Raw genomic sequence first — 2,986 nt, 5'->3', positions numbered from 1 at the left:
TGGCCGCCGCGCTGGGCTATCACGCCGCCGACCCCGAACGCGGCCCGCGGCTGTGCTTCCACCTCAAGCCGGGCAGCTACGACACCACTTCCCTGATCCAGGTGCTGGAACAGATCAAGACCTTCTACGCCGGTGAGCCGGTGGTGCTGGTATGGGACGGACTGTCCGCCCACTGGAGCCGGGGCATGCGGGCCTGGGCGGCCGAGCAGGACTGGCTCACCCTCGAGCGGCTGCCGGCCTACGCACCCGAACTCAACCCGGTCGAATTGCTGTGGTCGGCCATCAAGACCCGCGAGCTGGCCAACCTCGCCGGCGACCACCTCGCCGACGTCGCCGACGCAGCCGAACGCGGCATCCACCGCGTCTGCTCCAGCGAGCAACTCCCGTGGTCCTTCCTCACCCACACCGGCCTGATCATTCACCCCTAAACACCACAGAACTAACGAAAAACTCAGTAGAAACGTATCCGTGAGCCGAAGCACGGCAGCTGTCACATAGGCAGGGTGTTGTCACCAGTAGCCCGGTACCCGACTGGTCGGAGAATCCCAGAGACAGTCTGCCGCGTGCTGCAAGGCTTGCTGGGCCTCAGCCCGGTGTGCCAGTGCCCCCGCATACGTGGCTATGCGGGTCCCCCCCGGGGGGGCCGAAGTCGCGAGCAGGCCGCGCCGCTTCCAGCATCTCCCCCAGAGCAAGGTGCAGCTCGGTTGCAGCTGCCTCCGCGTCTGGAGGCCCAGTGAGACGAATGCGGGTCAGCGCCAGCTCCAGCTCTGAACCCGCTTCGTCCGCGTGCTTTCACAATGCACTGGTGTTCTCGTCGCCAGGTGCAGTGGTCCGACATGATCCCATGGATCAGGAGGGCGACGCGGTCGCCGGTTCCCCATGTGCGGGTGTGCAGCTTCATGGTGGTGCCTCTGTGTCGCGTGGGCGTGACCCGCTCCGGGTACGTCGATCTTGGCCGATCCGGTGGCCGGACCCACAGCGAAGGCGGCCCCGCCGGATGGATTCCGGGAGGCCGCCTCGTACGCGGTTGCCACTCGGTAGCGGACGTCGACGTAATCCTCGGTCCCGTAGTCCGCGTAGTGGGTCGAGACCGTGTCCGTGTACCGCATCTGCCAGGTGCCGTCCTGCTTCGCGGTGAACTTCTTGCTGAACGTGCCGTCACTCAGCGTCTTGGTGCTGCCCAGCTCCTTCCACGCGGAACCGACCGTCTTGGCCTTGAACCAGACGCGAATCTTCTGCCCGGCGTACGGCCGCCAGGTGGAGCCCGACTTCTGCATCAGGCCGCCCTTGGCGGTGAGCGTCGAGCCCTTGCGCACGCCCTCGGGCGAGACGCCGTCGTTCCAGATCTTCGTGTGCTTGCGCCCCAGCTTGACGCTGGCACTGTCCACGCCCGCGTTGACGATGTGGAGCCGCCACTGGGCGCCCGAGTCCGCCTTCTTCGACGAGGACGCCTTGAAGGAGGCGCCGTACGCGGCGTCGAAGGTGCCAGTGCTCGTCCAGGACCCGCCCGTGGGACGGTAGTCGATGGAGATCTTCGCCTTGGTGCCTGCCGGGTACGAGCCCTCCGTGACGCCGAGCTTGCCGGTGAAGGTGACCCTGCGGTACTTGTCCACCTTGCCCTCGACGTTCGACAGCTTGCTCGTCCGGGAGGGCCTGGCCACCGTGAAGGAGTGCGGGGCCGACGCGGTGAACCAGTTCGACTCGGTCGGCTGGACACTCACCTGCCCGCCCTGCTTGACGGTGTACCCCGTGGAGCAGGACGCCGTCCTGGCCGCTCGCCGCGATGGTGTCGGTGCTGGAGCCGGTGCCGATCCTCACCTCCTTGGCGACGGGCTTCTCGGTGCCGTCGTCCGCGATACGGGTGAGCTTGCCCCGGATGGGGATCTCACTGCCATACGGGGCGGTGACCGTGCCCGTGGGGGTGTCCACCTTGAGCTTCAGTTCCTGCTTGCGGAAGGGCAGGCTCAGCGACTCGCACTACTCGTCGAACATGCAGTCGAACTTGGTGGTGGTGGGACTGTACTCGTTGTAGTACTCGGTGGTGGTGAAACGCCCCGCATCGTTCGTCCACACCCACCCCTCGCCGTGGGTGTCCCGGGCGCGGCAGTAGATGCCCACCCCGGTGAACGGCTTGACCTCATGGGTGTTCGGGTCCTCGGCCACCAGGAATCCGGACACCTTGATGGTGGGGTTGTCGTAGGAGACCCACGGGTGGCTGCTGCTGATGGTCAGCTTGGGGTTGGGACCGTAGTTGAGGTAGCCGGTCGAATGCCGGACGACCTCGTTCGACTGTCCTTCCCTGGCCACGACGTCGATCACATAGGAGCCCATGGCGGGCAGGGTGACCGGCTCGGACCGGAAGACGCTCTCGTAGCAGTCGTTCGTGGCGGGGCACTTGTCGGTGCCTTCGAGACGGACGCTGGCGAGGACCTCGGACTTGTTCTTCTCGTGGATCTTGAGCGTGACGTCCTCCGGGCGGAAACCGGAGGACATGTGCTCGTAGGAGGCGTAGATCTTGCCGCCCTCCTGCACCGTCTCCGTACGGCCGCGGGAGTCGCCGTCACCCGCGTGCGCCGCGGGCACCGCGATCAGCGTGGCAGAGGAGGCCACGAGGCTCGTCGCCAGCACTGCCGTATCCGCCCCATGAGCGACTCGAAGGCGGGTGCGTCACCCGCCTGGCCCGCAGTGAGGACGAAGGTGAGCGGTCGGCAGCGACTGCCGGCGGCGAGGTGGACCTTTGTTGTCAGGCCGCCGCGAGACCGTCCAAGGGCATGATCGTCCGGCTCGCCACCAGGAACCCCTTTTGACGGGCCCCGGCCTCGTGCTGATGAGCGCGGACGACGGTGGAGTCGACCGCGACAACCCAGTCCAAGTCGCCCGCGGTATCCGCCTAGGAGTTGTCGTCAAATGTCACGCCCACATCAGCAGCGATGCGAGGGTGACGGCTGCTTGGTAGGACTCGGCGGTCTTGTCGTAGCGGGTGGCG

The 2,986-nt window shown here is 66.6% G+C and carries 4 protein-coding genes and 2 pseudogenes; 2 read left to right on the top strand and 4 right to left on the bottom strand.

Translation table 11 applies throughout. The features are described 5' to 3' along the window. The coding region (locus KUM38_RS28535) for a transposase (protein ID WP_254397901.1) at positions 1-428 on the top strand (428 nt) is incomplete at its 5' end. Positions 429-807: 379 nt separating this feature from the next. On the opposite strand, the pseudogene KUM38_RS42330 reads toward KUM38_RS28535, so the two are convergent. Continuing rightward, positions 808-901 (bottom strand): annotated as a pseudogene (locus KUM38_RS42330) (alpha/beta hydrolase); the annotation flags it as partial. 314 nt (positions 902-1,215) lie between these two features. Here KUM38_RS42330 and KUM38_RS42325 point away from each other — a divergent pair. After that, complete coding sequence (locus KUM38_RS42325; RefSeq protein ID WP_254397900.1) at positions 1,216-1,521, top strand: hypothetical protein; 306 nt, start codon at positions 1,216-1,218, stop codon at positions 1,519-1,521. Positions 1,522-1,977: 456 nt separating this feature from the next. Here the strand turns inward: KUM38_RS42325 and KUM38_RS28525 are convergent, their stop codons facing one another. The 3 genes and pseudogenes from KUM38_RS28525 to KUM38_RS43050 form a co-directional block, all read right to left on the bottom strand. Continuing rightward, positions 1,978-2,610: a hypothetical protein gene (locus KUM38_RS28525; RefSeq protein WP_217133391.1), complete on the bottom strand. Its 633-nt coding sequence runs from the start codon at positions 2,608-2,610 to the stop codon at positions 1,978-1,980. A 20-nt stretch (positions 2,611-2,630) separates the two neighbouring features. After that, a pseudogene (locus tag KUM38_RS42320) lies at positions 2,631-2,768 on the bottom strand (IS5/IS1182 family transposase); the annotation flags it as partial. Beyond that, the gene (locus tag KUM38_RS43050; RefSeq protein WP_302181293.1) at positions 2,744-2,872 is read right to left on the bottom strand and encodes a hypothetical protein; all 129 of its coding nucleotides are present in this window, start codon (positions 2,870-2,872) and stop codon (positions 2,744-2,746) included. The pseudogene KUM38_RS42320 and the gene KUM38_RS43050, both read right to left, overlap by 25 nt. Positions 2,873-2,986: the final 114 nt, after the last annotated feature.

It is taken from the genome of Streptomyces sp. AC558_RSS880 (assembly GCF_019049255.1).
Taxonomy (GTDB): domain Bacteria; phylum Actinomycetota; class Actinomycetes; order Streptomycetales; family Streptomycetaceae; genus Streptomyces.
This window is presented reverse-complemented; position numbering and strand designations above follow the sequence as displayed.